Raw genomic sequence first — 21,880 nt, forward strand, 5'->3', positions numbered from 1 at the left:
AGGATCTGCTTTCCCGACAGGCCTGACGCCGACTTCGCGGTAGCCTTTCGCGAGAGAATAAACGCTGCGCGTGTCCCGCCCGCCGCTCCGCTCTCTCGCGTGCAGGACCATCAGTTCGTCAGACCGGCGACAGACCCGCCCGAAAGCGGCGCATGTTTGCCTGATAGCTTTCCGCGCTTCTGTCCAGCCGGGCGCGCGCCTCCTCATCCAATGGGCGGATGACACGGCCCGGAGCGCCCATCACGAGGCTGCCGTCCGGGATCTCCTTCCCCTCCGGTATGAGCGCGCCCGCCCCGATGAGACAGTGCTGCCCGATGCGCGCTCCATTCAGGACCGTCGCGCCCATGCCGATGAGTGTGGAATTCCCGATCGTGCAACCGTGCAGCATGGCCTTGTGACCGATGGTGCAGTTTCGCCCGATGACCAGCGGAAAGCCGATGTCGGTGTGGCAGACCACGTTTTCCTGAACGTTGGACCCCTCTCCCACAGTGATCCGCTCATTGTCGCCACGCAGGACCGCGCCGAACCAGACGGAGCCTCCGTCCTCGATCAGCACATCCCCAATGAGCACCGCCGTCGGCGCGATCCAGTAGTCTCCGCTCGGCGGCACCTGCGGCGCCACGCCATCCAGCGCGTAGATCATGTTCCTCTCCCTCTTCAACCCTTGTTGCGATGGGCGAATTCTTCATTCAGTCCACGTACGAAGCCCACGAGGCCCCGCCGCCGCTTCCGTTCCAGACGCTCCGCCGTGACGATCGCCCGCAGCTCCTGCTCCGCCGCGTCGATATCACGATTGATGAGCACGTAGTCATATTCCGACCAGCGGCTGATCTCATCCAGGCTGCGTGCCATGCGCCCTGCGATCACCTCCTCAGGATCCTGCCCGCGCCCGCGGAGACGCTGCTCAAGCTCCTTGATGGAGGGCGGAAGGATGAAGACGGAAACGACATCCTCCCCCAGGCCGGAATTGCGAATCTGCTGACCGCCCTGCCAGTCAACGTCGAACAGCATGTCTTTTCCTTCGGAAAGTGCGGCCTCCACCGGTCCCCGCGGGGAACCATAAAGGTTCCCGAAGACTTCCGCATGCTCAAGCATCTCGCCCGCGGCCACCATCGCTTCGAATTCCTCCCGCGTGCGGAAATAGTATTCCCGCCCCTCGACCTCCCCCGGTCGGGGCCGGCGCGTGGTTGCGGAGACGGAAAATCCGATGGTCGGATCCCAGGTTGTCAATCGCTTCGACAGGGTCGATTTGCCCGCGCCAGAGGGTGAAGACAGGATGAGGAGGATGCCGCGACGCGCAATGCCGCGCCCTCCCGGATCGTCGGAGAGAGGAACTTGCATTGGTAGCTCAGACGGCATGGGTTAACCTTTTGTTCACTTTTCGCTGCCGACCTGCGGCCATCAGCTATATTAAAGTTTCGGTAAGGACGCTGACCCTGCTTGGCAACAACCAACCGGTCAACGCTCCTCGGTTTGGAGTACGAGTGTCATGAGTAACATCCGCATGGACGGGGTCGAGAGCGATCCCGTCCACCTTATTAGCACGGCTTGGGAAAAGGCTTGCCGGGAACTTCCCGTTCGGGGATTGCCGCCCCGATCCGCTCTCGCGGGGGCTGCCATTGCCGGAGCGCTACATGCCTGTTTCCTGCTGACCCGCGATGCCTCCTGGGGTTGGCGGTTTCGCTACGCGGGGAGAAGTTTGTCTGCGCTTACCGGCGAGGAACCTGAACGCGTTCCCTTCGGCGCGATCTTTGAGCCGGGCACGCGCGGGCGCGTCGCCGCCTGCCTCGAAACGGTGACGAGCGATCGTGCACGCGCCGAACTCTCTCTCCTGGAAGGGGAGCACGAGCGGCGCATGATACTGCTGCCGCTTGCCCCGGACGCTTCCGGCCGCCCGCTGATCCTCGGAGCGATGCGAAGCGATGCCGGGAGCCGGCGGACCGCCGCGAATGACGCCCCGCTCCTTACCCTTGGCACCGTGCGCCTCATCCCGGCAGAGGAAAGCAAGGTGATCCGGGTGACATTCGGGCGACCGGGTCCCGGCGCCCGCGCGCATGCGGAAGATCGCCTCCGCACTTTCCCTTCGTGAGCACGTTCGGAACCCGGGCGGGAGGAAAGCTGTTCGTCCTTGACCTTGTCGGCGGCACGCGCCTTATTCCTGCTGCCGATCACCAAAGCGCGAGAGGAGTCTTCGATGGCTTTCACACTTCCCGATCTTCCCTATGCCCATGATGCGCTCGCATCCCTCGGCATGTCCAAGGAGACGCTCGAGTTTCACCACGATATCCACCACAAAGCCTATGTCGACAACGGCAACAAGCTGATCGCGGGCACCGAGTGGGAATCCAAACCGCTCGAGGACATCGTGAAGGGCACCTATCAGGCCGGTGCCGTCGCGCAGTCGGGCATCTTCAACAACGCCTCGCAACACTGGAACCACAATCTGTTCTGGGAAGTCATGGGCCCGGGCGAGGACAAGAAAATCCCGGGCGAGCTTGAAAAGGCGCTGACGGAAGCCTTCGGCTCCGTCGCCAAGTTCAAGGAAGAATTCGCCGCGGCCGGTGCCGGACAATTCGGTTCCGGCTGGTCCTGGCTGGTCAAGGATACCGATGGCGGCCTGAAGATCACCAAGACCGAGAACGGGGTAAACCCGCTCTGCTTCGGCCAGACGGCGCTGCTCGGCTGTGATGTCTGGGAGCATTCCTACTACATCGACTTCCGCAACAAGCGGCCCGCCTACCTGACCAACTTCCTCGACAAGCTGGTGAACTGGGAAAACGTGGCCTCCCGCCTCTGAGGCCCGAGGCGGCCCTGTATCGCGTTGCTGCTTATGACGTGACGTCAACCAAGCCAGAAATCGGCCCCCGTGCTCCAAGGCGCGGGGGCTTTCCACTGTGAGGAGCCGGGCCATGCCGGACAGCCAGCGCGGCCTTATCGCCGTCATTTGCAGCAGCGTGATCTGGGGGATACTCGGACTTTACTACAAGCTGCTCTCCCATGTCCCGGCGCTGGAGATCCTCTCTCACCGGACGCTCTGGTCGGTCGTGTTCTTCGGCGCGGTCCTTGCGGTGCAGGGCCGGCTTCCCGCGCTCCGGCGCGCCATGACATCGCGGGAGGGCGGGCTGATCCTTTTCGGCGCGCTCATGATGGGGGTGAACTGGTTCGTCTATATCCTGTCGATCCAGATCGGCCATGCGCTCGAATCGAGCCTTGGCTATTACATCTTCCCGATGGTCGCGGTCGTAATCGGGCTAGTGGTGTTCCACGAACGCCTGTCGCGGCTTCAATGGCTCGCCGTCGCGCTCGCGGCGACGGGCGTCGTGACGCTCACCATCGGCCTCGGGGTCGCGCCATGGTTCTCACTCGCCATCGCGGTGAGCTTCGGTCTCTACGGTCTCGCCAAGAAGAAGATCACCGCTGATGCCACGGTCTCCGTCACGGCGGAGGTGATGTTCCTGACGCCGCTGGCATTGGTCTGGCTGATCCTCCCGCATGCAGAGGTTCCGGGTGCGGCACATTTCGGCTCGGACTGGCAGACGACGCTTCTCCTGATCGGGACAGGGCCACTCACCGCCATCCCGCTGATGCTGTTTACCTATGCCTCCCGGCGCATCCCGATGTCGACGCTGGGCGTCGTGCAATACATCAACCCTACTATCCAGTTCCTCATCGCCACGCTGGCCTTCGGGGAGCCGTTCACCCACGCCCACGCGCTGGCCTTCCCGATGATCTGGCTGGCCGTGCTGATCTACATCGTGGCCCTACGCCGTCAGGCGAGCGCGGCCCGCAAGCTGGCGGCCAGCCTCGGCACGTCCGGCACCACGGTGTAGAAGTCGCGGATTTCCGCGCCCGCGAAACCTTCGTCGATCAACTGGTCGAGAAGCCGTGCCAGCGGATCCCAGAAACCCTCGACGTTGAGGATGAAGATCGGCTTCTCATGAAGCTTGAGGTAACGCCATGTCAGCACCTCGAAGAACTCGTCAAGCGTGCCGATGCCGCCCGGCAGGACGACGACGGCATCCGAATTCTGATACATCACCGTCTTGCGCTCATGCATGTTCGACGTGACGATATAGGTCGACAGGTCGCGCTTGCCGACCTCCCATGACACCAGATGCTCCGGGATGACGCCGAAGGTCTCCGCGCCCGCCATCTGCGCCGCCCGCGCCACCTCTCCCATCAGGCCAACGTCACCCGCACCATAAACGAGCCGCCAGTTCTGCGCCGCCAGCATTCTGCCCATCTCGGCCGCGGTCGTCGCATAGGGCGCGCGCGTTCCGGGACGGGCGCCGCAGAAGACGCAGACGGATTTTTCGGGCCGGGCCATGATGTCGCTCCGTGAAGGTGGCTATTCGCCGCTGTTCCTAGGATGTCCCCTCGCGGCTCGCAAGGCCGGGGTCTTCGGCAGGACATGCGCTCACGCCTGCGGAGCAGGTTGTCGCCGCCTCAGGGGCACCCCGGTCTTCGCGCGACATGGCCTGATCCGATGAGGATGGCGCAATCGCCTGATCCGCGGAGGCAATCGCGCGCCTGGCGCAGCGGCGGCTCTGGCCTTCCGGCACACCGTCCGCTAGTGTCGCGGCCCTTCCAGACGGAAACCCCCTATGCCCGACACCCCAAAAACGATGAGCGAAGGCCGCAGCGCATGGCGCACGATCCGGCGCGTGGCTCCCTATCTCTGGCCGACAGGCACGCCATGGGTCAGGCGGCGCGTCGTCATCGCAATGGCGATCCTTGTGCTGGCCAAGCTCATCTCGGTGGTGGTGCCGTTCTTCTACAAGGCGGCGGTTGACAGCCTGTCGCACGAGGTGACGGGCCCGCTCGGCGCGCTCGGGCTGGGTGCCGTGGGGCTGACGATCGCCTACGGCGTCGCGCGGCTCATGTCGGATGGCTTTGAAGAATTGCGCGACGCGATCTTCGCCAAGGTCGGAATGCGGGCGCTTCACGGCCTTGCCATGGAAACCTTCGAGCACATCCACCGCCTGTCCATGCGCTATCACATCACCCGGCGCACCGGCGCCCTCTCCCGCGTGATGGAGCGGGGGGTGAAGAGCATCGACTTCCTGCTGCGCTTCATGCTGTTCTCCATCGGGCCGCTGATCCTTGAGCTGGTGCTGGTGGGCATCATCCTCGCACTCGTCTTCGACCCGACCTACACTCTGGTCGTCGGCGTGGTCATCGCCCTTTACATCCTGTTCACCACGCTCGTCACCGAATGGCGTGTCCGTATGCGCAAGGAGATGAACGAGCGGGATCAGGAGGCAAACCAGAAGGCGCTGGACAGCCTGCTCAACTACGAAACCGTCAAGTATTTCAATGCCGAAGGGCGTGAGGCCGCGCGCTATGACGTGGCCATGACGGGGTATCAGCGCGCGGCGCTGAAGACCTCGTATTCGCTGGCCTTCCTGAATGCGGGACAGACGCTCATCATCACCTCAGGCCTGGTGATCGTCATGGTCATGGCCGCGCGCGGTGTGCAGGCGGGGACGCTGACAGTGGGCGATTTCGTGATGGTCAACGCCTATATGCTCCAGATCACCCTGCCGCTGGGCTTTCTCGGGACCGTTTATCGGGAGATACGGCAGGCGCTGGTGGACATGGCCGCGATGTTCGACCTGCTGGAGCAACCGACCGAGGTCGTGGATGCGCCCGATGCCCACCCGCTTCGCATCACCGGCGGCGAGGTGATCTTTGACGATGTGCACTTCGGTTACGATCCGGCCCGCCCGATCCTGAAAGGATTGACCTTCCGCGCCGCTCCGGGGGAGACAGTGGCGATTGTCGGCCCGTCGGGTGCGGGCAAGTCCACCGTCGGTCGCCTGCTCTTCCGCTTCTATGACGTGCAGGGCGGCGCAATCCGCATCGACGGTCAGGATCTTCGCGATGTCACGCAGTCGAGCCTGCATGCCGCCATCGGTGTGGTGCCGCAGGACACCGTCCTGTTCAACGACTCGATCTTCTACAACATCGCCTATGGGCGCGAAGGGGCGACGCGGGAGGATGTGATCTCTGCCGCACGAGCCGCCCGTATCCATGACTTCATCGAAAGTCTGCCCGAAGGCTACGATACGCAGGTGGGCGAACGGGGCCTGAAACTCTCTGGCGGGGAGAAGCAGCGCGTCGGCATCGCCCGGACCCTCCTGAAGAACCCGCCGATTCTGCTGCTGGACGAAGCGACTTCGGCGCTCGACACCCAGACGGAGGCCGGTATCCGTGATTCACTGGCCGAGCTTGGCCGGGGCCGGACGGTGATTACCGTGGCGCACCGCCTTTCGACCATCGTGGATGCGGACCTGATCCTCGTGCTCGACAACGGCACCGTGCAGGAAGCGGGCACGCATGCGGAGTTGCTGGCGCAGAAGGGCCGTTATGCCGCCCTCTGGATCCGGCAGGCGCTGGAGGAGGATGCGGCCTGACGCCGCGCCGCTGCCTTAGAAAGACAACCGCATCGCGTGGCTCCCCCGCTCCCGGTAGGGAGTGGTTGCGTAATGCGCCCGGTAGCATTTGGAGAAATGCGACGGGCTGGCAAAGCCGCAGGCCAGGGCCACGTTGATGACGCTCATGTCGGTCTGCATCAGCAGGTTTCGCGCTTTCTGCAGCCGAAGCTCCATGTAGTAGCGCTTGGGACTGCGGTTGAGATAGCGCCGGAACAGCCGTTCGAGCTGGCGGGTGGACATCGCGACATCTTCAGCCAGCTGGGTGGGGCTGATCGGCTCCTCGATATTGCGCTCCATCATCTGGATGACCTGGCTGAGCTTCGGGTGACGGACGCCAATCCGGGTGGGAATGGAGAGCCGCTGCGTGTCCTGCCCGGTACGGATGGAGGAATAGACCATCTGATCGGCGACCGCATTGGCCAATTCTTCTCCGTGATCGTCGGCAATGATCTTCAGCATCATGTCTATGGCGGAGGTGCCGCCCGCGCTCGTCAGCCGGTTGCCATCGGTGACGAACACCGCCTTCGACAGCCGGACGTTCTCGAACTCCTCAATGAAGCTGTCCTGATTTTCCCAATGGATCGTCGCGCGCCGCCCATCCAGCAAGCCCGCGCGCGCCAGTGTCCAGGCACCGGTGCAGATACCCGCCATCCGCCCGCCGCGCCGCGCCTCCCGACGGAGCCAGGCCAGCACCCGCTTGGAGGAGGCCGCCTCGATCTCCAGCCCACCGCAGATGACGAGCGTCTCCTCCCGGTCGAGCACGTCGAGCCCCATATCCACCCGGAACGCGCAACCGTTGGAACAAACAGCCTGAACCCCGTTTTCTCCTGCCAACTGCCAGGAATAGACCGTCTGCCCCGACATCATGTTGGCGATACGCAACGGCTCCACGGCGCTTGCGAACGCGATGAGCGTGAAGCGGTCGAGCAGGAGGAATACGAACCGACGCGGCTGGACCTCTCCCACCCGGCCATTCACGACACTTCTGCCAGCCACGCGGGCTGCTCGGTCTTCATGGGGGCGGCCTTCGGGGGAATGGCCAGAGACGATCGGCCCGTCGGGTCTCGCGTCGCGCATGGATTGCGACCCTTCATGGCGTTTTCGCGACAAGAAAAGCAGGTCTCTCCTGCCCGCGCAAGATGTCACGTCTTTAGAACATCACGCTGGATTGGGGTTTGCATGATGGGGGCAACGCCCATATAACGGCAAGCCACTTTGTGCGGAGGCCATCATGAGCAAAGGCTGGAGCAAGTCGGACTGGCGTGCGCGCCCCCGGGTGCAGATGCCCGACTATCCCGAACCCGCGATTCTCGCGGAGGTGGAGTCGCAGCTTGGGAACTATCCGCCGCTCGTGTTTGCCGGGGAGGCCCGCAAGCTCAAACGCGCCCTTGGAGAAGTGGCGGAAGGCAAGGCCTTCCTGCTTCAGGGCGGTGATTGCGCGGAGAGTTTCTCCGGCTTCTCGGCCGATGCGATCCGCGACACATTCAAGGTGCTGCTCCAGATGGCCGTCGTCCTGACCTGGGGCGCCAAAGTGCCGGTCATCAAGGTTGGCCGCATGGCAGGACAGTTCGCGAAGCCCCGGTCCGCCCCGAACGAAATCGTGAACGGCGTCGAGCTTCCGTCCTACAAGGGCGACATCATCAACGGTTTCGACTTCACACCGGAGGCGCGGACGCCCGACCCCCGGAGGATGCTGCAGGCCTATACTCAGGCCGCCGCCTCGTTGAACCTGCTGCGCGCCTTTTCGACCGGGGGCTATGCTGATATCCACCGCGTCCACGCGTTCACCTCCCGCTTTACCGATCATGATGCGGCGGAGCGGTATCGGGAGATTTCCAACCGCATTTCGGATGCGCTCGATTTCATGAACGCGGCAGGCGTGAATGCAGACACGGCGCATGAGCTGGCAAAGGTGGATTTCTACACCAGCCATGAGGCGCTGCTTCTGGAGTATGAGGAGGCGCTCTGCCGGATCGACTCGACCACCGGCCTGCCGGTCGCCGGATCGGGTCACATGATCTGGATCGGGGACCGCACCCGGCAGGTCGATGGCGCTCATGTGGAATTCTGCCGCGGCGTACAGAACCCCCTCGGGCTGAAATGCGGGCCGTCGCTTTCCAGCGATGATCTCAAACGCCTGATCGCCAAGTTGAATCCCACGAACGAGGCGGGCCGGCTCACGCTGATCGCCCGGTTCGGTGCAGGTAAGGTGGGCGACAACCTGCCCCGCCTTATCCGCGCGGTGCAGGAGGAAGGTGCGCAGGTCGTCTGGACCTGTGATCCCATGCATGGAAACACGATCAAATCCGCATCCGGCTACAAGACCCGGCCCTTCGAATCGGTGTTGCGCGAGGTGCGGGAGTTCTTCGACGTGCACAATGCCGAGGGCACGATCCCGGGCGGCGTCCATTTCGAGATGACCGGCGCGGACGTTACCGAATGCACGGGCGGTGTTCGGGCCGTAACGGATGAGGATCTGTCCTCCCGATACCATACGGCCTGCGATCCGCGCCTGAATGCCAATCAGGCGCTGGAACTCGCCTTCCTCGTGTCGGAGGAGCTTTCCACCCGCCGTGAGTCGCAGCGGATCGTTGCGGGCGCGTGATCCCGCATAGCCACGGCCTTCGCCGCCCGCAGCAGATCTGCCGGGCGGCGCATAGCCCTCCTTCCCGATGGGACGGGAGAGGCGGAAGTCTTTGACGGAAAAGCCAGGCCGGCAACGTCATGCCGGGTCGTTACAGTAACGGCGGAAGATCAGCTTTCCGCCTTCTTCTCCCAGCGACCACTTTCCTCACTCCAGTACTGAGCGCTGACGCCCGCGCTGGTCAGACGGCGCCATTGGCCCCGCGCCGCCTCCACCGCTCCGGGATCTGTTCCGTCGAAAAGGATGCACACCCGATCAAGTGTCGCCGCCTCTTCAGCCTCGGCTTCCGCGCCGTCGATGCACATCAGGCAGCGCGCACCGTTGGTCACCGGCCCTGGCGTCAGCAGAACCGGCTGCGCCGCGTCCCACTCTCCCCCCAGAAGACCATGGGGCAGGAAGCCGTCTTCCGGTTCCAGCCAAAGCCGCTCGTCAAGCCAGGCCAGCCTGTCCGGGCGCGTTCCGCGCACGGCGACGCGCCATCCCGCCTTCAACGACCGATCGATGAGAACCGGCAGAAGCGCTTCTGCCGGGGATCGCGTCAGATGATAGAAAAGGGCAGCCACGCGCCCTACGACTCGTAGCGATCACGGATCAGCCGGTCGAGGCTCATCACCCCCCAGCCGGTCGCGCCCTTCGGCCCGACGGTCGTCTCGCGCTTCACATGGGCAGTGCCGGCGATATCCAGATGGATCCAGGGTGTGCCTTCCGCGATGAACCGCCGGAGGAACTGCGCCGCAGTGACCGATCCTGCCTCCCGCCCGGCAGAGTTCTTGATGTCGGCGATATTGGACCGGATGAGCCTGTCGTAACCCTCGCCCAGCGGCAGCCGCCAAGCACCCTCGCCCTCTGCCTTTGCCGCCGCGAGGAAGGCCTCGCAGAAGTCATCGTCATTGGAGAAGACGCCCGTCATCTCATGCCCGAGCGCCACGATCACCGCACCTGTCAGCGTGGCGAGATCAATGATGCCGGAGGGCTGGAACCGTTCCTGCGCATACCAGAGCACATCGGCCAGCACGAGACGGCCCTCGGCATCCGTATTGTTCACCTCGATGGTGACGCCGCGCTTCGACTTCACCACATCGCCGGGGCGCTGAGCCTTGCCGTCAGGCATGTTCTCCACCAGCCCGACGAGGCCCACGACATTGGCCTTGGCCTTCCGCAGTGCGAGCGTGCGCATCACGCCCGCCACAACGCCCGCGCCGCCCATATCCATGGTCATCTCCTCCATGCCGGCGCCCGGCTTCAGGGAGATGCCGCCCGTATCGAAGACCACCCCCTTGCCGACAAGCGCAAGCGGCGACGTGCCTGCCTCCCCGCCCCGCCAATGCATGACGACGACTTTAGAGGGGCTTTCCGATCCCTGCCCCACGCCGAGTAATGCACGCATGCCCAGATCGGCGAGGTCAGCCTCCTCCAATATCTCCACGTCGAGGCCGATTTCCTGCATCGCAGCCAGACGCGCCGCGAAATCCGTAGTGGTCAGGACGTTGGCCGGCTCATTGACCAGATCACGGGTGAAGAACACGCCCTCTGCCAGCGCGGCCATGGGCTGCGCGGTGGCGGCCACCTTCTCCGGGTCGGCGACCATCAGGGTGACGACACCCCGCTCCGCCGCAGGTTCGGATTTGTAGAGGCCGAAATCATAGGCGCGCAGCGCGAGGCCGAAGGAAAGCTCCGCCGCACCGCCATTGCCGCCGACCAGCACGGTCACCCCTTTCGGTCCCACGGCGCGCCCGATGGCGGCGCCTGCCTTCCGGGCGAGTGCGGCTTCCGGCTTCCGGGGCAGCTTCACCACCTGAACCGCCTCCGCCGTGATCCCGGCGGGCCAAGCCAGATCAACGGCGTCGCCCGGCTTCATCTTCTCAAAGGCTTCGGAGGAGGCGAAGCGTTCGATCGCTCCCTTCACCAGCCGGTTCAATGGCCTGACCGTGCTATCCGGCTTGCCCGACGGGTCGATCAGAACGGCGATGCGCCCCTCAAAAGCGGCAAGCCCCTCGGAGGACATCTCGCGAAAATGGATGGCGACGGGTGAGGTCATGGCGGTCTCCGATCTGAAACTGGCCGCTCCGGCGCGCAAAAAAGCGACGCAGGACGGCAACGGTCCGCGCGAGGCTAGTGCCCGCGCCCCGGAATGGCCAGATAGCAGTTTTCCACCCCCCCGTTTTCAGCTAGCGTCGCCCCACACCCGCCGAGCAGAGCGGCGAGCAGAGAAGGATTCTCCCGGCGTGCCCAGATTCGACAGATACATGCTGTCGCAGCTTCTGGCGGTGTTCGGCTTCTTCTCCCTCATTCTCGTCGCGGTCTATTGGGTGAACCGCGCTGTTTCGCTGTTCGACCAGATCATAGGCTCGGGTCAGACGGCGCTGGTGTTCTTTGAGCTCTCCGCGCTGAGCCTCCCGAATGTCATCCGAATCGTCCTGCCGCTGTCTGCCTTTGCAGCCACGGTTTTCGTGACCAACCGCCTCGCTTCGGAAAGCGAACTGGTCGTCATGCAGGCGACGGGCTTTTCGCCTTTCCGTCTCGCGCGGCCCGTGCTGGTCTTTGGGCTGATCGTCGCGGCGATCCTGTCGGTGCTCGCGCATTACCTTGTCCCGGCCAGCCGGGAGCGCTTCTCCGAGCGCAGTACCGAGATTTCCGAAAGCGTCTCCGCCCGATTCCTGACGGAGGGGCAGTTCCTGCATCCGTCGGACGGGATCACCTTCTATATCCGCGACATCTCTTCCACCGGAGAGCTGCGAGACGTTTTCCTGTCGGACAACCGGCAACCTGACGAGCTGACCTTCTACACCGCCAAGCGTGCGCTGTTCGCCCGCGGGCCGCAGGGGCCGCTGCTCATCATGCTGGACGGGATGGCGCAATCACGCGACGGGCCAACCCAGCGGCTCTCCGTGATGCGATTCGAGGATTTTACCTATGATATCGGCGCGCTCATGCGGGATGACAGGCGGATCTATACCGATGTCCGCAGCCTGCCGACGTCGATGCTCATCAACCCATCGGCGGAGGTCATTGCCAGCCTGCGGAACCCTGATCCTTCAGCACCGTTCCGCGAACTTCAGAGCCGTCTTTCCGCGCCGTTCCTGGCGCCGGTGGCAGCGATGATCGGCTTCGCAACCCTGCTCCTCGGCGCCTTCAGCCGGTTCGGCCTGTGGCGGCAGGTGCTCGGCGCGATTCTCATGCTGGTGCTGGTGCAGTTCCTGGACAACGCCTTCACCAATCTTGCGCTGGAGAAGGCGTCCTACTGGCCTGCCTATTATGCCGCTCCCCTCATCGGTGCGCTGATTTCGGTGGCGATGCTGGCCTGGGCCGGACGCTCCCGCCGCGTCAGACGACATCCCAAACGCAGCGAGGCGGCGGCATGACGCTCTGGCTCTATCTCGGGCGGAAATTCCTGCTGACCGTTGCGGGTGTTTTTCTCGTGTTCTTCGGGATCATGTTCCTTGTAGATCTCGTGGAGCAGGTCCGGCGCGGGGCTGAGGGCGGGCTGTCCGGCGCCGCCTGGATCGCGTTCCTGCACAGCCCCCAGGGCGTGTATGAGATTTTCCCCCTCGTCGTATTGCTGGCTGCGATTGCGCTCTTCCTTTCTCTCGCAAGGACGAGCGAACTCGTGGTGATCCGCGCCGTGGGGGTCTGGGTTTTCGGGGCACTGTCGCCCGCCGTGATCGGCGGGCTTATCGTCGGAATTCTGGCAGTGACGGTGCTCAATCCCATCGCCTCCGCCACCAGCCGCAAGGCCGATGCAGCCCCTGAAGGCGGGGAGGAGAACATCGTTTCCGTCAGCGGAGAGGCGATCTGGCTTCGCCAGGGTGATCGGGCGGGTCAATGGGTGATCCGGGCGGACCGTGCCACCCCGGATGGGACGGAGCTGTTCAACGCCATCTTTATCGGTCTGGATACCGAAGGCACCCCCGTCCGGCGCGTGGAGGCCGCGCATGCCGTGCTGGGTCGCGGCGCATGGGAGCTCACGGGGGTGAAGGACTGGCCGATGGAAGCCGCCAATCCGGAACGGGATGCAAAGCAGCATGAGACGCTCGCCCTCAACACCAATCTGACTCAGCAGGAGATCCGCAGCAGCTTCGAGGCGCCGGGGATGATTTCCTTCTGGCAGCTTCCCGAGCAGATCCAGCGGCTGGAGCGTGCAGGCTTTTCCTCCCGCAGTCATCAGGTGCTGTTCCATATGGAACTGGCGACCCCTTTTCTCATTGTGGCGATGATCCAGATCGCAGCCGGTTTCACCATGCAGCCCGCCCGCGCCGGCAGAACGGGCGTGAAGGTGCTGATCGCCGTTCTCATAGGTTTCGCTCTGTTCTTTCTGCGGAATTTCGCGCAGATACTCGGCAACAACGGCCAAATTCCCGTCCTGCTCGCGGCCTGGGGCCCGCCCGTCGCAGGGCTGCTCTTTTCGGCGGGACTTCTGCTTCACATGGAGGACGGATGAAGTCGCGTCCCGCCCTCACCCGCCTTCTGGCGCTTGCTCTCACCACGGCACTCGTCTCTCCCGCGAGCGCGCAGGACGGGTTGGCGACGCTCGTTGCCGACGATGTCCGCATCCTGTCTGATGAGAGGCTGATGGCGGAAGGCAATGTGGAGGTGCTCTGGCAAGGGGTCACCCTGAAAGCCCGGCGTATTTTCTACGACCGCAATCAGGATGAGGTGACGATCGAAGGCCCCATGACGCTGGTGGAGGGGCCGGATCAGATCGCCCTCGCCTCCAGCGCCGAGCTGTCCTCCGACCTGACACGCGGCGTTCTCAAAAGCGCGCGCATCGTGCTCGACCAGCAGATGCAGATCGCGGCCAATGAAGTTGCGCGGACCGGTGGGCGCTATACCAAGATGACCCGCGTGGTGGCCTCTTCCTGTCAGGTCTGCCCGGGTGGGCGGCAAGTGCCGCTGTGGGAGATCCGGTCGGCAGAGGTGCTGCACGACGAGGAAACCCGGCTGATGTACTTCAAGGACGCCACTTTCCGCATCATGGGCGTTCCGGTGATGTATCTGCCCAGCCTGCGGATGCCGGACCCGAGCGTTGACCGCGCCCCCGGCCTGTTGCCGCTGAAGTTCTTTCACCAGAGCGATCTGGGTTATGGCGTGCAAGCGCCCTATTTCCTGCCGCTCGGCGACCATGCCGACCTGACGATTGCCCCGCTAGTGACCACGGATGGGGCTGTCATGGTCGAAAACACCTATCGTCAGGCATTGAATGGCGGCTGGATGGAATGGACCGGCGCGATAGCGATTGATGATCTCGAAGACAGCTCCTCCCTCCGCCACTATCTGCGCGGAGAGGGTCAGGTCGCGTTTCCGGCACAATTCACCATGAAGTTCGACGTCTATTCGATCAGCGACTCCGATTTTCTCGACGATTACGAACTGGACGACAAGGACCGTCTGGAATCCAGTGTGAAGGTCTACCGGGCCCGCCGGGATGAACTCATCAGCCTGGAGGCACTGCACTACCATTCTCTCAGCGAGGCTGAGGATAACTCCGTTCTGCCCAACATCATGCTCGACGGAACATGGGAGCGGCGGATGCCCGTGCCGACGGCGGGCGGCATCGCGACATTCGGTGCGCAGATGATGACTTATCACAATCGCTCGGATTCGCTTTATGATCTGGACGGCGACGGCGTGGCGGACGGTCGCGACATGCGGCGCTTCAGCCTTTACGGCAACTGGCAGCGCGACTGGGTCACGGACCCCGGTCTCATCGTCACGGCGACGGGGGATGTGCGGGCGGATGCCTTCTGGTTCACCAACACGCCCGAGAGCGACCCCGAGTTCACCCGCGTCGTTCCCACCTTCGGCACCAAGCTGAGTTGGCCCCTGGTTCGCAGCACCGCCGGCGGCGGCAGCGAGGTGCTGACCCCCATGGCCCAGGTCGTCTGGAGTCCGGAGGGTCGTCGCAACCCGCTGAACGAAGACAGCCTGCTCGTGGAGTTCGACGAAGGCAATCTGTTCGCCCTCGACCGATTCCCCGGCCAGGATGCCTATGAGGAGGGTTGGCGAGCAAATCTGGGCGCGACATGGACCCGCATCGACCCGGCCGGCTGGACACTTGGCATGACTGCGGGCCGTGTGTTCCGCTGGAGCGGCAACGAGGAACAATTCAGCCCAGGAAGCGGCCTTGACGGGAGAGGGTCGGATTGGCTCACCTCCGTCCGGCTCGACTGGGGCAACGGGATCAGCCTCGTCAACCGGTCTCTGTTTGAAGGATTGCTGGACTTTTCCAAGAACGAGTTCCGCCTGGGCTACGACCGGGGGCCGATGACTCTCGCGACGAGCTTTGTCTGGCTGGATGCGGATAAGCGCGAGCTGCGCGACACTTCGCGCTCCATCTGGGCATGGGATGCCCAGTATGACTTCAACGACCGCTGGACCGGGACCTCGGAATGGCGTTATGACTTCTCGGAGCACAGGGCCGCACGTGCAGCGCTCGGCGTGGTTTATCGCAACGAATGCGTTCAGGTGGATCTGGAAGTCTCCCACCGCCTGACGAGTTCGCTCAGCGATGAGACCAGCACCCGGGTCGATCTGTCGGTGGAGCTTCTGGGCTTCGGCAATGGCGGACGACGCCCGCCCGTGACAAGAACCTGCGCCGGCTGAACGGCGCGAGAACCGGCCGCGCCCGCGCGGCGAGGAAGAGCAGAACGGACGACCGATGCGCCTCATCCCGCTTGCAACCGCTTTGGCCCTGACCTTCGGCGCCATGTCCCCCGCTCCCGCTGTGGCGCAGGGGTTGTTTACCGCGCGTGCCTATGTGAACGGCACTGCCATCACCGAATTCGAACTCCGGCAACGGATGCTGTTCATGCAGCAGCTCGGCGCTGGCGGCCTGACGGAAAGGCAGGCGATGGATGCGCTGATCGATGATCGGCTCTACCTCATCGCGGGCAAAATTCAGAAGGTCAGCATCACCGAAGATCAGCTTCGCACGGGCATGCGCGAATTTGCCGAACGCGGGCAGCTCACGCTTGAACAACTCACCCAACGCCTTGCGGGCGTGGGGGTGTCGGAAGAAACCTTCCGGGAATTCGTACGCGCCGGCCTGATCTGGCGGGAAGTGGTGCGGACACGTTTCGGAGGACGCGTCACCGTGACGGAGGCCGATATTGATCGCGCCCTGCAGGTCGATTCCATCCGGCCGGAGCGGGAAATCCTGCTTTCGGAAATCATCCTGCCCACCGTCGCGCCCTATACGGAACAAAGCCGCCAGATTGCAGACCTGATCCGTGAGAACGTGCGTAACAGCAACGATTTCGCGGAAGCGGCGAGCCGGTTCTCCGCCTCGCAATCGCGGGAACAGGGTGGGCGGCTCGAATGGATCCGTGAGGCGAACATGCCGCCGCAGATCCGTGAGGTCATAGACAGCATGCGTCCGGGCCAGATGTCGCGTGAGGTGCAGGTGCCGAATGCCATCGCCATCTTCTTCCTGCGTGAACGCCGGGACACGCCCCGTCCGGCCCCCGCAGCCACCACGCTCGACTATGCGGAGGTGCTTCTGGCCAACGGCAATGCAGCGGAAACGGTTGAGGAGGCGGCGAAGCTCCGTGGCCGTGTCGATACCTGTGATGACCTCTACGCCGCGCTCAGGGGCGCTCCGGCCGCCGTGCAGCGGCACAGTGCAAGCCCCGGTCAGTTGCCTTCTGACGTCGCGATGGAACTTGCGCGCCTCGACCAGAACGAAATGTCCACGAGCCTCGTCCAGGGTGGCTCGCTGCGGGTGCTGATGCTGTGCAGCCGCAGCCTGACCCAAGCCGAACCCCCCAGCCGCGATCAGATCCGCACGCAACTGCTGAACGAGCGGGCCGGCAAGCTCGCGGATAACTATCTCGCCGAACTTCGTGCCGATGCGATCATCCGTGGCCAATGAGCAGCTTTGACATCCTCCCCATCGCACTGACATGCGGCGAGCCTGCCGGCATCGGTCCGGAGATCGCCGCCCGCGCCTGGGAGGAGATCGGGAGCCGCCTGCCCTTTTTCCTGATCGGCGACCCCTCGCATCTGCCGAAGGGCACGCCCCTGCGGGAGATCACCCATCCGCGGGAGGCAGAGCGGGCCGCCATGCATGGCCTTCCCGTGCTACCCCATCCCTTCGAGGGTCCGGCGATCCCCGGTAGTCCCGACCCCCGCAACGCCCGTAGCGTGATCGACGTCATCTCCCGTGCCGTACAGCTTGTTCGGGCGGGGGAGGCCGGGGCTGTCTGCACTGCACCGATCAGCAAGAAGGCTCTGCAGGAAGGGGCAGGTTTCGCATTTCCCGGCCATACGGAGTATCTCGCGCATCTCGCCGGGGTGAGCCGTGTGGTGATGATGCTCGCCTGCCCTGATCTCCGCGTCGTGCCTGCAACGATCCATATCCCGCTGGCCGAGGTTCCACAGCAGCTCACGCGGCGCCTGCTGACGGAGACGATCCAGATCACCCACAAAGCCCTCCGGCAGGATTTTGGCATCGGCGCTCCCCGCATCGCCATCGCCGGGCTGAACCCCCATGCCGGCGAAGGCGGGGCCATGGGGCGTGAGGAGATCGAAACGATCCTGCCGGTGATCGAGAGCTTCCGCAGTGAAGGCTATTCCCTCGCCGGGCCGCTTGCTGCGGATACGATGTTCCACCCCGCGGCGCGGGCGAAATATGACGCCGCGATCTGCATGTACCACGATCAGGCTCTGATCCCGATCAAGACAATCGATTTCGCCCACGGCGTGAATGTGACACTGGGCCTGCCGTTCATCCGCACCTCGCCCGACCATGGCACCGCCTTCGACATCGCAGGCAAAGGGGTAGCCGATCCCGCGAGCCTCATCGCGGCGCTGGAAATGGCTGCGGAACTTAGTCGGACGCGCCGGACGTGAGCGCGATTGACGGCCTGCCGCCGCTCCGCGAAGTGATCGCGGAATATGGCCTGTCGGCGCGCAAGCAACTGGGCCAGAACTTCCTCCTCGATCTCAATCTGACAGCGAAAATCGCGCGCGCCGCGGGCAATCTGACCGGCGCGGATGTGCTGGAGGTCGGGCCCGGTCCGGGTGGGCTGACGCGCGGGCTGCTGGCGGAAGGGGCGCGGCACGTGCTCGCCATCGAGAAGGATCCCCGCTGCATTCCTGCGCTGGAGGAGATCGCGGCGCATTATCCGGGCCGTCTGGACATCGTGGAGGGGGATGCTCTTGCGGTGGACCTGACGGGACGGCTGACCCCGCCCATCCGCATCGTCGCCAACCTGCCTTACAACGTGGGTACTGAACTGCTCGTCCGCTGGCTTACGCCGCCCGAATGGCCGCCTTTCTGGCAGAGCCTGACCCTGATGTTCCAGAAGGAGGTGGCGGAGCGGATCGTGGCCAAGCCTGGCAGCCCCGCCTATGGCCGCCTCGCCCTGCTCGCCCAGTGGCGAACGGAGGCGCGAATCGTCATGACACTGCCGCCCGAGGCCTTCACCCCGCCGCCGAAGGTGCAGTCTTCCGTGGTGCATCTCGTCGCGCGGGCCGAGCCCGCCTACCCTGCTGATCCGGCTATCCTCTCGCGTGTTGTCGCCGCGGCATTCAACCAGCGTCGCAAGATGCTGCGCTCGAGCCTCAAGGGCCTCGCGCCGGATATAGAGGATCGTCTGCTCTCCGTCGGCATCAAACCGACGGAGCGGGCGGAACAGCTCTCTCTGGAGCAGTTCTGCGCCCTCTCCCGGACTTTCAACTGAAAAAGCCGGGCTTTAGCGCCCGGCTTTTTCTCGCAAGTACCAGAGAACCTGCGCCGTCACTCGGCCGCAGGCGCCTCATTGCTTTCCGATTTCTTCCGGGCGGGAGAGCGGCGGCGCGGGCGCGGTTTGGCCTCACCTCCCTCTGCGGGCTGCTCCACAGCCTTCGGCGTGCGTGTGCGACGCGGACGGGCTTCGACAACCTCTGGTGCAGGCGCCTCCAGGGGGGCCTCCTGCACGGCCTCCACGGTTTCGGCATCTCCCCGCGGCGCTATCACGGCGGGCGGCTGCTCGGCAGCCTGCTCCGGCCGCTCGGCTGCGGGTGTCTGCATCTCAGGCGTTACGACGAGGCCGCTGTCATCCTCACCATCCAGCTCGATCACGTCGGCAGAAAAGTCCGTCGCAGGACGTTGAGCCGCTTGTGTGTAGAAGGCGGGCTGCTCCTGCGAACGGCCCTCATCCTCGCGGTGACGGCGAGGCTGCTGCCCATGATCGCGGTAGTCACGCTGACCATCGCGATTGCCGCCATTACCCTGCTGGTTGTTACCCTGCTGGTTATGGTGGCCATTGTTTTCCTGATACTCGCGGCGGGCGTCTGCCTCCCGCTGAAGCTCGCGCTGCGCCTCGCCCAACATACGGGTGTAGTGCTCCGCGTGTTGGAGAAAGGCTTCGGCCGCAACCCTGTCATTGGACAACTGGGCATCGCGCGCAAGGATAAGGTATTTCTCGATAATCTGCTGGGGCGTACCCCGCACCTTTCCCTCAGGCCCGGAGCTGTCGAAGACCCGGTTCACGATATTTCCCATCGTGCGCGGGCGGTTCGACTTCGAACGCGAACGTGACTTGGATGATCTCATGTGTACTGTGTTTCCAGCGTTGATCTGGGGTCCGTCAGAACCGTGGCAGCGCCGCGCCGCAAGATCCCGGTCCGTGCTCTTTGGCTAATCCGCGCCGGTCAACCTCGAAACGGGTTTCCTCTGCGCAGGGCCGAATAAACACGGTGACATCGACAAAACAAGTGAATTCTGGGTTTCAGTGCAACTTTCTGCCGCCTGTTACCCGCGAATTGGTGCATCTAGCACCCTAACGGGTTACCGCGCCATCACGACACGGTCCCTTCCATCCATATCTGGGGTGATCTTTACCGATTGAAACCCCTCATCACGAAAAAGCTGGACCACGGCCTCGCCCTGGGTCGGGCCGATTTCCACGATGACACGCCCGCCCGGCACCAGATGAGCGGAAGCCTCGCAGGCGATCCGCCGATAGGCATCCAGCCCGTCGCCGCCGGGCGTAAGCGCCAGCTGCGGTTCCCAGTCCCGCACCTCTGGTTCAAGCGCGGCCATTTCCGCTGCCGCGATATAGGGCGGGTTGGAGACGATGAGATCAAACTGACCTCCTATAGCGGAAAACCAGTCCGAAACCGTGAAATCCACGCTGATGCCCAGCCGCAAGGCATTTTCCCGCGCCACCGCGAGGGCCGCAGGACTGATGTCCGCGCCCACTCCTCTCGCCTCCGGTCGCTCTGCCAACAGGGTCAGCAGAATCGCGCCCGATCCGGTACCAAGATCAAGAACCGCCTCGAAGGGTTCGGAGAGAGCAAGCTCCACCAAGGTTTCTGTCTCGGGCCGGGGGTCCAGAACGTCACGCGTGACATGAAAGCTCCGGCCCCAGAACAAGCGCTCGCCAGTGATCTGAGACAACGGACGACGCTTGGAGCGCTCTTCTATCACCGCATGAAATCTATCGATAACATCAGATTCCACGACGTCATGAAGGTAAAGGATGAGCCTGTCCGGTGCGATACCCAATGCAAAGGCCAGCAGTCGCCGCGCGTCACGTGCGGGCTCGGCGATCCCGGCGGCGGCAAGACGATGCGTCGCGGCCGGCAACAGGTCGGCCGCCCTCACCCTTCCATCTCGGCGAGCTTGGCGGCCTGATCCGCGGCGACCAGCGCATCGATGACCTCTGTCAGATCGCCATCCATGATCTGATCCAGGCGATATAGCGTGAGGTTGATGCGGTGATCCGTCATACGCCCCTGAGGGAAGTTGTAGGTGCGGATCCGCTCACTCCGGTCGCCCGAGCCGACCTGCGCCTTGCGGTCGGCGGCACGCGCTTCCTCCGCACGCGTCCGTTCAAGGTCGTAAAGCCGCGCGCGAAGAACCTGCATCGCGATCGCCCGGTTCTGATGCTGCGACTTCTCGGAGGAAGTTACTATGATCCCCGTCGGCAGATGCGTGATCCGCACGGCGGAATCGGTCGTGTTCACATGTTGTCCACCGGCACCAGATGCCCGCATGGTATCTATGCGAATGTCGGTAGCCGGGATGTCGATATCCACCTCTTCTGCTTCCGGCAGCACCGCAACCGTGGCGGCGGAGGTGTGGATCCGTCCGCCGGACTCCGTCTCGGGCACCCGCTGCACGCGATGGACACCGCTTTCGTATTTCAGCCGGGCGAATACGCCCTCGCCCTGCACGGAAGCCACAACCTCCTTGACCCCGCCAAGCTCCGTTTCCTGAAAATCGAGCACCTCGAAGCGCCAACCCTGCCGATCAGCATAGCGTTGATACATCCGCAGAAGATCGCCGGCGAACAACGCGGCCTCCTCGCCGCCCGTGCCTGGACGTATCTCCAGCATTGCGGGGCGCGCATCCGCAGCGTCCTTCGGCAACAGGGCAATGCGCAATGCTTCCTCAAGCGCCGGACGTGTCGCGCGGAGCGCAGGAATCTCATCCTCCGCAAGCGCCCGCATTTCCGGATCAGCGAGCATCATCTCCGCCTCCTCCAGATCGCGTAAAAGCTGGCGATAATCGGCGATCCGGCCGACGACAGGCTTCAGCTCCGCGTATTCGCGCGCAAGCGACGCGATCTCCGTCGGAGAGGCGCCATCGTTCAACCTCGCTTCCAGAAACTGAAAGCGGCGTTCGATCCGGTCAAGCTTATCCAAAGGCACCATGTCAGCGGTTTAGCCAAACAACCGACCGGGTCAAGCGCAAGCCGCAAGGCACGCAGGCCGGAAACTGGATGGAGGATAGTTGCGCCATAAATAGTGATGATCGAATATTATTCGATTATTTTTGGATATCATCGTTGATACTTCGCCATAGAGCCCGTTC

At 63.8% G+C, this 21,880-nt stretch carries 20 protein-coding genes; 11 read left to right on the forward strand and 9 right to left on the reverse strand.

Going from position 1 to position 21,880, the window contains the following annotated elements:
• Positions 1-118 precede the first annotated feature (118 nt).
• Positions 119-643, reverse strand: a complete 525-nt coding sequence (locus tag CN97_RS01960) for a gamma carbonic anhydrase family protein (RefSeq protein ID WP_035706235.1) — start codon at positions 641-643, stop codon at positions 119-121.
• A gap of 14 nt (positions 644-657) precedes the next feature.
• The gene (gene gmk / locus CN97_RS01965) at positions 658-1,302 is read right to left on the reverse strand and encodes a guanylate kinase (protein WP_035706959.1); all 645 of its coding nucleotides are present in this window, start codon (positions 1,300-1,302) and stop codon (positions 658-660) included.
• Between the two features lie 187 nt (positions 1,303-1,489).
• On the opposite strand from gmk, the gene CN97_RS01970 reads away from it, so the two are divergent.
• From CN97_RS01970 to rarD, 3 genes are all read left to right on the forward strand, one after another.
• Positions 1,490-2,089, forward strand: a complete 600-nt coding sequence (locus CN97_RS01970; protein ID WP_084683942.1) for a PAS domain-containing protein — start codon at positions 1,490-1,492, stop codon at positions 2,087-2,089.
• 105 nt (positions 2,090-2,194) lie between these two features.
• Complete coding sequence (locus CN97_RS01975; RefSeq protein ID WP_035706241.1) at positions 2,195-2,797, forward strand: superoxide dismutase; 603 nt, start codon at positions 2,195-2,197, stop codon at positions 2,795-2,797.
• Positions 2,798-2,909: 112 nt separating this feature from the next.
• Positions 2,910-3,830, forward strand: a complete 921-nt coding sequence (gene rarD, locus CN97_RS01980) for an EamA family transporter RarD (RefSeq protein ID WP_035706244.1) — start codon at positions 2,910-2,912, stop codon at positions 3,828-3,830.
• Here the strand turns inward: rarD and CN97_RS01985 are convergent.
• The gene (locus tag CN97_RS01985) at positions 3,770-4,327 is read right to left on the reverse strand and encodes an LOG family protein (protein WP_035706246.1); all 558 of its coding nucleotides are present in this window, start codon (positions 4,325-4,327) and stop codon (positions 3,770-3,772) included. The genes rarD and CN97_RS01985 overlap by 61 nt on opposite strands.
• A 277-nt stretch (positions 4,328-4,604) precedes the next feature.
• Here CN97_RS01985 and CN97_RS01990 point away from each other — a divergent pair, with 277 nt between their 5' ends.
• Positions 4,605-6,416, forward strand: a complete 1,812-nt coding sequence (locus tag CN97_RS01990) for an ABCB family ABC transporter ATP-binding protein/permease (RefSeq protein ID WP_035706248.1) — start codon at positions 4,605-4,607, stop codon at positions 6,414-6,416.
• A 15-nt stretch (positions 6,417-6,431) separates the two neighbouring features.
• Here the strand turns inward: CN97_RS01990 and CN97_RS01995 are convergent, their stop codons facing one another.
• Positions 6,432-7,514 (reverse strand): GlxA family transcriptional regulator, encoded by a 1,083-nt coding sequence (locus tag CN97_RS01995; RefSeq protein WP_084683943.1) that lies wholly within the window; start codon positions 7,512-7,514, stop codon positions 6,432-6,434.
• A gap of 154 nt (positions 7,515-7,668) precedes the next feature.
• Between CN97_RS01995 and CN97_RS02000 the strand changes: the two genes are divergently transcribed.
• Complete coding sequence (locus tag CN97_RS02000) at positions 7,669-9,042, forward strand: class II 3-deoxy-7-phosphoheptulonate synthase (protein WP_035706255.1); 1,374 nt, start codon at positions 7,669-7,671, stop codon at positions 9,040-9,042.
• A 149-nt stretch (positions 9,043-9,191) separates the two neighbouring features.
• On the opposite strand, the gene CN97_RS02005 is transcribed toward CN97_RS02000, so the two are convergent.
• Both CN97_RS02005 and CN97_RS02010 read right to left on the reverse strand, forming a co-directional pair.
• Entirely contained in the window at positions 9,192-9,644 is a 453-nt protein-coding gene (locus tag CN97_RS02005) for a DNA polymerase III subunit chi (protein ID WP_035706258.1), read from the reverse strand.
• Positions 9,645-9,649: 5 nt separating this feature from the next.
• The gene (locus CN97_RS02010; RefSeq protein ID WP_035706261.1) at positions 9,650-11,119 is read right to left on the reverse strand and encodes a leucyl aminopeptidase; all 1,470 of its coding nucleotides are present in this window, start codon (positions 11,117-11,119) and stop codon (positions 9,650-9,652) included.
• A 187-nt stretch (positions 11,120-11,306) separates the two neighbouring features.
• On the opposite strand from CN97_RS02010, the gene lptF reads away from it, so the two are divergent.
• From lptF to rsmA, 6 genes are read left to right on the forward strand one after another with little or no spacing between them, the layout of a single operon-like run.
• On the forward strand, positions 11,307-12,443 hold the full coding sequence (gene lptF, locus CN97_RS02015) for an LPS export ABC transporter permease LptF (protein WP_035706265.1): 1,137 nt from the start codon (positions 11,307-11,309) through the stop codon (positions 12,441-12,443).
• Positions 12,440-13,519, forward strand: coding sequence for an LPS export ABC transporter permease LptG (gene lptG / locus CN97_RS02020; protein ID WP_035706269.1), 1,080 nt, complete (start codon positions 12,440-12,442; stop codon positions 13,517-13,519). The genes lptF and lptG overlap by 4 nt, the downstream gene beginning before the upstream one ends.
• A complete protein-coding gene (locus CN97_RS02025) occupies positions 13,516-15,681 on the forward strand; it encodes an LPS-assembly protein LptD (protein WP_051910898.1) in 2,166 nt (721 codons plus the stop codon). The genes lptG and CN97_RS02025 overlap by 4 nt, the downstream gene beginning before the upstream one ends.
• Before the next feature lie 55 nt (positions 15,682-15,736).
• Entirely contained in the window at positions 15,737-16,948 is a 1,212-nt protein-coding gene (locus CN97_RS02030; protein WP_035706272.1) for a peptidylprolyl isomerase, read from the forward strand.
• On the forward strand, positions 16,945-17,928 hold the full coding sequence (gene pdxA, locus CN97_RS02035; protein ID WP_035706275.1) for a 4-hydroxythreonine-4-phosphate dehydrogenase PdxA: 984 nt from the start codon (positions 16,945-16,947) through the stop codon (positions 17,926-17,928). The genes CN97_RS02030 and pdxA overlap by 4 nt, the downstream gene beginning before the upstream one ends.
• Entirely contained in the window at positions 17,925-18,761 is an 837-nt protein-coding gene (gene rsmA / locus CN97_RS02040; RefSeq protein ID WP_035706278.1) for a 16S rRNA (adenine(1518)-N(6)/adenine(1519)-N(6))-dimethyltransferase RsmA, read from the forward strand. The genes pdxA and rsmA overlap by 4 nt, the downstream gene beginning before the upstream one ends.
• A gap of 56 nt (positions 18,762-18,817) precedes the next feature.
• Here the strand turns inward: rsmA and CN97_RS02045 are convergent, their stop codons facing one another.
• From CN97_RS02045 to prfA, 3 genes are all read right to left on the reverse strand, one after another.
• Positions 18,818-19,615 carry a DUF4167 domain-containing protein gene (locus tag CN97_RS02045; protein ID WP_035706281.1) on the reverse strand — a complete coding sequence of 266 codons (798 nt, stop codon included), beginning with the start codon at positions 19,613-19,615 and terminating at the stop codon, positions 18,818-18,820.
• A 234-nt stretch (positions 19,616-19,849) separates the two neighbouring features.
• Positions 19,850-20,668, reverse strand: coding sequence for a peptide chain release factor N(5)-glutamine methyltransferase (gene prmC, locus CN97_RS02050; protein WP_035706284.1), 819 nt, complete (start codon positions 20,666-20,668; stop codon positions 19,850-19,852).
• Entirely contained in the window at positions 20,665-21,720 is a 1,056-nt protein-coding gene (prfA, locus tag CN97_RS02055) for a peptide chain release factor 1 (protein ID WP_035706287.1), read from the reverse strand. The genes prmC and prfA overlap by 4 nt, the downstream gene beginning before the upstream one ends.
• Positions 21,721-21,880 lie beyond the last annotated feature (160 nt).

The organism is Haematobacter massiliensis (genome assembly GCF_000740795.1).
Lineage (GTDB): Bacteria > Pseudomonadota > Alphaproteobacteria > Rhodobacterales > Rhodobacteraceae > Haematobacter > Haematobacter massiliensis.

What these genes read in the sequence shown, in the direction of transcription:
- CN97_RS01975 (WP_035706241.1), top strand. Translation starts at nt 2,195, where the DNA reads ATGGCTTTCACACTTCCCGATCTTCCCTATGCCCATGATGCGCTCGCA.
- CN97_RS02000 (WP_035706255.1), top strand. Translation starts at nt 7,669, where the DNA reads ATGAGCAAAGGCTGGAGCAAGTCGGACTGGCGTGCGCGCCCCCGGGTG.
- prfA (WP_035706287.1), bottom strand. Translation starts at nt 21,720, where the DNA reads ATGGTGCCTTTGGATAAGCTTGACCGGATCGAACGCCGCTTTCAGTTT.
- lptG (WP_035706269.1), top strand. Translation starts at nt 12,440, where the DNA reads ATGACGCTCTGGCTCTATCTCGGGCGGAAATTCCTGCTGACCGTTGCG.
- rarD (WP_035706244.1), top strand. Translation starts at nt 2,910, where the DNA reads ATGCCGGACAGCCAGCGCGGCCTTATCGCCGTCATTTGCAGCAGCGTG.
- CN97_RS01995 (WP_084683943.1), bottom strand. Translation starts at nt 7,514, where the DNA reads ATGCGCGACGCGAGACCCGACGGGCCGATCGTCTCTGGCCATTCCCCC.
- CN97_RS02030 (WP_035706272.1), top strand. Translation starts at nt 15,737, where the DNA reads ATGCGCCTCATCCCGCTTGCAACCGCTTTGGCCCTGACCTTCGGCGCC.
- CN97_RS02010 (WP_035706261.1), bottom strand. Translation starts at nt 11,119, where the DNA reads ATGACCTCACCCGTCGCCATCCATTTTCGCGAGATGTCCTCCGAGGGG.
- CN97_RS01990 (WP_035706248.1), top strand. Translation starts at nt 4,605, where the DNA reads ATGCCCGACACCCCAAAAACGATGAGCGAAGGCCGCAGCGCATGGCGC.
- CN97_RS01970 (WP_084683942.1), top strand. Translation starts at nt 1,490, where the DNA reads ATGAGTAACATCCGCATGGACGGGGTCGAGAGCGATCCCGTCCACCTT.
- CN97_RS01960 (WP_035706235.1), bottom strand. Translation starts at nt 643, where the DNA reads ATGATCTACGCGCTGGATGGCGTGGCGCCGCAGGTGCCGCCGAGCGGA.
- CN97_RS01985 (WP_035706246.1), bottom strand. Translation starts at nt 4,327, where the DNA reads ATGGCCCGGCCCGAAAAATCCGTCTGCGTCTTCTGCGGCGCCCGTCCC.
- CN97_RS02025 (WP_051910898.1), top strand. Translation starts at nt 13,516, where the DNA reads ATGAAGTCGCGTCCCGCCCTCACCCGCCTTCTGGCGCTTGCTCTCACC.
- CN97_RS02045 (WP_035706281.1), bottom strand. Translation starts at nt 19,615, where the DNA reads ATGAGATCATCCAAGTCACGTTCGCGTTCGAAGTCGAACCGCCCGCGC.
- pdxA (WP_035706275.1), top strand. Translation starts at nt 16,945, where the DNA reads ATGAGCAGCTTTGACATCCTCCCCATCGCACTGACATGCGGCGAGCCT.